Source organism: Micromonospora qiuiae, assembly GCF_016863555.1.
Lineage (GTDB): Bacteria > Actinomycetota > Actinomycetes > Mycobacteriales > Micromonosporaceae > Micromonospora > Micromonospora qiuiae.
The window spans coordinates 1-5,145 of record NZ_BOPC01000150.1; the positions used below are offsets into that span (position 1 = coordinate 1).

Sequence of the window (5,145 nt, forward strand, 5' to 3'; positions counted from 1 at the left end):
CCCGCAATCCACCGGCATCCTCGCCGTCTGCTACGCCCTCGCCGTAGCGATCTGGTGGGCAGCCCGAGTGTGGACACGCATCATCCATCCCACGACCGCCCCCACGGCACCCGTCCGACCACGCGCAAGAGGTGAATAGGATGCGCTGACCACGGCAGTTGATGTCGCCAGCACCGCCGCGCAAGCGGCAATCGACCCCGCCAGTGTTCGCGGCGGTCCACCTCGCCTGCCGGATCGCCGGTCCACTCGCGGATTGCGATAGCCCAAAGAGGGCGATCGCCACCATGCACGCTCACGCTGAAGCTCACTCGCCGATGGCTACCTCATTGATCCCCTCGCGGCATGTGGCCGGATCGGTCTCTCGCGGGACCTTGCGGGACCGGTGAGTGGTCCTCCAACCAGTTCCTCGCCATCGAGCTGCAAAACATGGCGCAATGGACCGCCCACAGGTGGATTCCGGCTCTCCCCCAGCTCGGCGTGCTCGATCGTCTCCTACGCCATCCGGAACCGGTGCCGTCATGACCCGCCGTGTCCGCCCAACCTCACCCCGCACCGCCCTTACCCTGGAGGACCATGGACAGGATCGCCATCATCGGCTGCGGCGGCAGCGGCAAGTCGACCATTGCCCGGCAGCTCGCCCAGATCCTCGACGCGCCGCTGACCCACCTCGACGCGATCTTCTACGACGAGCAGTGGAACCCGCTGCCCCAGGAGGAGTTCGCTGCCAAGCAGGAGAAACTTGTCACCGGCGAGCGCTGGATCATCGAAGGCAACTACGCCGGCACCCTGCCGATCCGGCTGGCCGCCGCCGACACCGTGATCTTCCTCGACCTTCCCGCCGCCACCTGCCTCTGGGGCATCGCCCAGCGACGCCGACGCTACCGGGGTGGCCAGCACCAGGCCGACGGCGTCTACGACCGGATCACCTGGAACTTCGTCCGATACATCCTCAGCTACCGACGCACCATGCGACCCCGCCTTCAGAACCTCATCCGAGAACACGGGCCACACATCCGACTGATCTCGCTCACCAGCCGCCGCCAAGCCAACCAACTGATCGAACGGATACGACAACAAGCCCAGCCGATGACCTGACCGACGCGGCATGGGGAGATGACCCATGCCGGCTAACCCGTTCCTTGATCCAGATCTGGTTCGCGGTGACCCGAGATGAAGAAGCGTGAGGCGTGGAAGAGATGAGGTCGCACCGGGAGACTGGGATCGCGCATCAAGGCGCTTGAAAATGGGGGGTTGTTCGCGGGGGCCGAGGTCGCCGGGTTCAGGGTAGCCCCATTGGACGAGCAGGCTCATGCCGAGCCGGTAGGTGTGGTCGCGGTAGATGCCGAGGTCGTGGCGCCGGTAGACGAGGGTTTTGAGGCTGATGCCCCAGCGGCGTTTGAGTTCGAGGTCGAGCCGGGGTGGCAGTTCGTCGGCCAGGAGCGTGCTGGGGGCGAGGAACTCGGAGGCGAACGCGGGTGGCCTCGCGTTCCAGGATCTGCCTGCCGGGCTCGGCGTCGTGGTACAGGAGTAGGTGTCCGAGTTCGTGTGCGACTCCATCCGCAGCAGGCCTTGTCGTTCTTGGCGGGTTTGAAGAAGACGAAGGGCCGTTGGCCGCACCAGTGAGAGAAGGCGTCGACCCGTTCGAAGACCTCGGGTGGTTGCCGTCATTGCCATCGGGTGGCAGTCGCTGCGAGCACTCAGCGGTGGTATCCCGACCTCCAATGTGGGACAAGGTCGGCAGTGCCTGCGGGTCAATGGCGGGCTGGGAGGGCCCGGCCCGCGTCATCGCCACCCTGCTCCCAAACTGCTCCCAATTCAAGGGGTGACAGCCAAGAAGCTCGTTACCGACTCTTCCGGCAACGAGCTTCTGACCTGCATATATCGATGGTGGGCGATACTGGGATCGAACCAGTGACCTCTTCGGTGTGAACTTCGATTTCGCCTGCCGCCGCACGTCGACCGATGCCGTCTGATGCCGTCGCATGCACGCCAGCCACCGTCGGACGCCACCTAACGACGGATGACGGTGCGCCTCTTGCTGACTTCCTGCTGACGTGGCAATCCAGTCCATCTGGGCCCCTCGTCGGGCCTCGCCCACGCCGACGCGCGAGCACCGTCGCAGGCCATGCCCCCGGCCACTGTCGACGCACCCGCTTACCCACATGTCCCACAGGCAGACTGACGCAACCAACGGGCGGGGCCCCGGCCCGGAGTGGGCACAGAGTCATGTGCGGCATGTACCGAGACCTGTACCTTACCTAGGGTGACACAGCCGCGGAGCAGAAGGCCTTACGGAACAGGGCAAGGCATAGCAGAAAGCTTTGAAGCGTGGTGGGCGCGCGACAACGATCCTGCCCAGTTCATCCAAAACGGCATTGTCGCCTTGGACGCAAGCACACTCCTGCATATGTATCGTGTGACACCAGCTACTCGCGACCAAGTCCTAGGCCTGTTCCGGGAGCTCCGGGAACGAATCTGGATCCCCCACCAGGCGGCCCTCGAATTCCATCGCAACAGGACGAGCGTAGTAACAACGAGAACCGGCCAGTTCCGAGAGACCAGGCGCATCCTCGAGCAATCTGGCTCGAACGCCGCAGCCGAGCTGCAGAAGGCAATTGACAAGCTAGTCACGTTGCGACAAGCGAATATGACGAGAAGAGACTGGGAGCCCAGCACCCACGGCCTGACTCTCGAGGACTTCAAGCGGAGGCTGCGAGGGGTCATGGATCCGGCACTACTAGAGCTGAGGGAACTCGAATCCGAGCATGACCTCGGCCCGGCTGACATGCAAGCTCAGGATCGAGTGCTGACCGCTCTCGACGAAATCACACAAGGCCGGATCGGCCCAACCTATAGTCAGAGCCAAATTGCAGAGCTCGTCCGGGAGGCCATGGAATTCCGATACCCAAACCGCATTCCTCCGGGATACGAGGACGCCGCCAAGAAATCCACTCCTTATCTGGCTGCCGGCGACTACATCCTTTGGCGCCAACTCATCGACTTTGCGTCTGAGAATCTGCACCGTCGCCCGGTCACGCTCATTACGGTTGACGCCAAAGAGGACTGGTGGGTGCTCGACAACAGAAGACGGCCAGAGACAGCTCGACCCGAGTTGCGGCAAGAGTTCTACGACAACACCAGCAGCAAACTCATGCTCATGACCTTATCTGACTTTTTAGCTGCCGTAGAGTCCCGCCTGCCAGGCCGCGTTTCACCTGAGACCGTGGAGGAAGTACGCTCGTCAGAGGTCAAGGTAGACACGGCGGACAAGCTGAAAGAAATTCTTGGGAGTGATCCGCGAGCGCTGCCAGAAAAGCCTGACTTGCTTGCGCTGCCAATTTCCAAGTTCGAGAGCCTTGTCGTCCTACTCTTGCAAGCAATGCAAATCGGCGATGTCGTCCGCATAGCGAACTCTGGCTTCGACATGGTCCTCGTCTACCACCAAAATTCGGACGACACAACCCTGGTCCAGATCAAAAGATACTCCCGCGTCGTTGGAACTGAGCCGATCTTCGCCCTAATAGGAGCGATGGATGCCGCCGGTGCAAATCGCGGTAAATTCATTACCACTAGCCGGTTCACAAGCCACGCTCGGCTGAATGCGACAAGCAGCGGCATCGAACTCATTGAGGGTCAAGACTTGCTACGTCTCCTGCAAATTTACCTAGGGGTAGACGCTGTTATATCAGTGGATCGACTGGCCGAGGAGGATCAGGAAAAGCCCTATTAGTGCGGCTCGACGGAGTAGCGCGGGCATACACGTCGACTCGTCCGTCGTTTACCAGCTGAGAGCCGCGATCAAGGCGGCCAACCGGACACATACGTCAGCGCCTATGAGGAACATTTTGCATGCGTTGTCGTCCTCAGCTGTGCCGAATCTGTGCCTGTTGATCTTGAGATGGCTATACGGCACGCCGCCAACGCCGCTTGTCTACGGAAAATTTTGGGCGAACCCTCGGAGTGGTCGGCCTGCCACAATGGTCGCGTAGCGTTGCGAGCCAGAAAGAAGGACGGTCATGACCAACGATCGCGAGTTTGTCCAGAAGGTTCGGAAGCTGAGCGCTGAGCGGCAAGCGCAGGAACGGGCAGAGGCACTGACAGAACAACAGGCGGCCCGCGCCGCAGAGCGGGAGGCAGCGGAAGCCGCTGCCGAAAGGGTTCGGCGGGCACATGAGATCTATGGTTCTGTGGCATCCCGGCTTGCGGAGCTAGCCCCATTGGTGGCACGTCAGGCCGTAGCCACGGGCCTCGCCCCCACGGTCGCGTGCCAACCTACGCGATGGGTAAACAAGCTGTGGGGAAGCGGAAAGAAGGCGGTGCCTAACGGTCCTGTCGTGAGGGGTTGGACGATCGCGGACCTGAAGTCGAGTTCCTACAGCGAATACGACAGCCCGCATAGCAGCAGCAGCTCTCTTCGCCTCGTACTCGGGGTCGATGGTCATCTGTACCAGTACTGGTGGAGATACACGGCCGGCTGGGGCGGCAGCAGCTCTAGCGAGAGCATTGCGAGGATCGCGTTTGCCGAGTTCGTTTCCTGGGCACTCGCCAACGGTGTCGTGGGCAAGCTGGGCGAGATTGAGGCGGATCTGACCGAGTTCGCTGTACGCAACGCGCTATGGTGAGCACGCCGTCACAGCTGGCGGCTTCCCTGCGGTACACCCCTGCCATCCCGATGCTCCTATGGAGGTCAAGGGGTGAGGGCGGCGAAGTCGGCGCGGAGGGCGGTGTAGACGTCGCGGACGATGTAGCGCTTGAGGCAGCGGAGGATCTCTTGCTTGCTGAGGCCCTCTGAGATGCGTCGGTGGAGGTAGGTGCGGGTTCTCTGGTCGTAGCGTAGGCGGCAGAGGGCGATGGTGTGTAGGGCGTGGTTGGCGCCGCGGTCGCCTTCTCGGTGGAGGCGGTGGCGGCGTACTCGTCCGGAGCTGGCGGGGATGGGGGCTGCGCCGCAGAGGTGGGCCAGTGCGGCTTCGGAGCGGAGCCGGTCGGGGTTGTCGCCGGCGGTGGTGAGCAGTTGCGCGGCGACGTCGGTGCCGACGCCGAACAGGGCGCTGGTGCGGGGTGCGGCTCGACGGACCAGCGGGGTGAGTTGCCGGTCCAGGGTGGTGATCTCCTCGGTCAGGGCGGTGGCCCGTCGGGCGAGTCCTG

General features: G+C 62.8%; 4 protein-coding genes. 3 read left to right on the forward strand and 1 reads right to left on the reverse strand.

The features are described from left to right. Nucleotides 1-573: 573 nt before the first annotated feature. The 3 genes from Vqi01_RS29905 to Vqi01_RS29915 all read left to right on the forward strand — a co-directional run bounded on the left by Vqi01_RS29905 (nucleotide 574) and on the right by Vqi01_RS29915 (nucleotide 4,622). Complete coding sequence (locus Vqi01_RS29905) at nucleotides 574-1,095, forward strand: P-loop NTPase family protein (RefSeq protein ID WP_204038480.1); 522 nt, start codon at nucleotides 574-576, stop codon at nucleotides 1,093-1,095. A 1,168-nt stretch (nucleotides 1,096-2,263) separates the two neighbouring features. Further along, nucleotides 2,264-3,730, forward strand: coding sequence for a PIN-like domain-containing protein (locus Vqi01_RS29910; protein ID WP_204038481.1), 1,467 nt, complete (start codon nucleotides 2,264-2,266; stop codon nucleotides 3,728-3,730). 286 nt (nucleotides 3,731-4,016) lie between these two features. After that, on the forward strand, nucleotides 4,017-4,622 hold the full coding sequence (locus tag Vqi01_RS29915; protein WP_204038482.1) for a hypothetical protein: 606 nt from the start codon (nucleotides 4,017-4,019) through the stop codon (nucleotides 4,620-4,622). 65 nt (nucleotides 4,623-4,687) lie between these two features. On the opposite strand, the gene Vqi01_RS29920 is transcribed toward Vqi01_RS29915, so the two are convergent. Then, nucleotides 4,688-5,145 (reverse strand): transposase (locus Vqi01_RS29920; protein WP_204038483.1); only part of this gene is annotated, 458 nt, incomplete at its 5' end.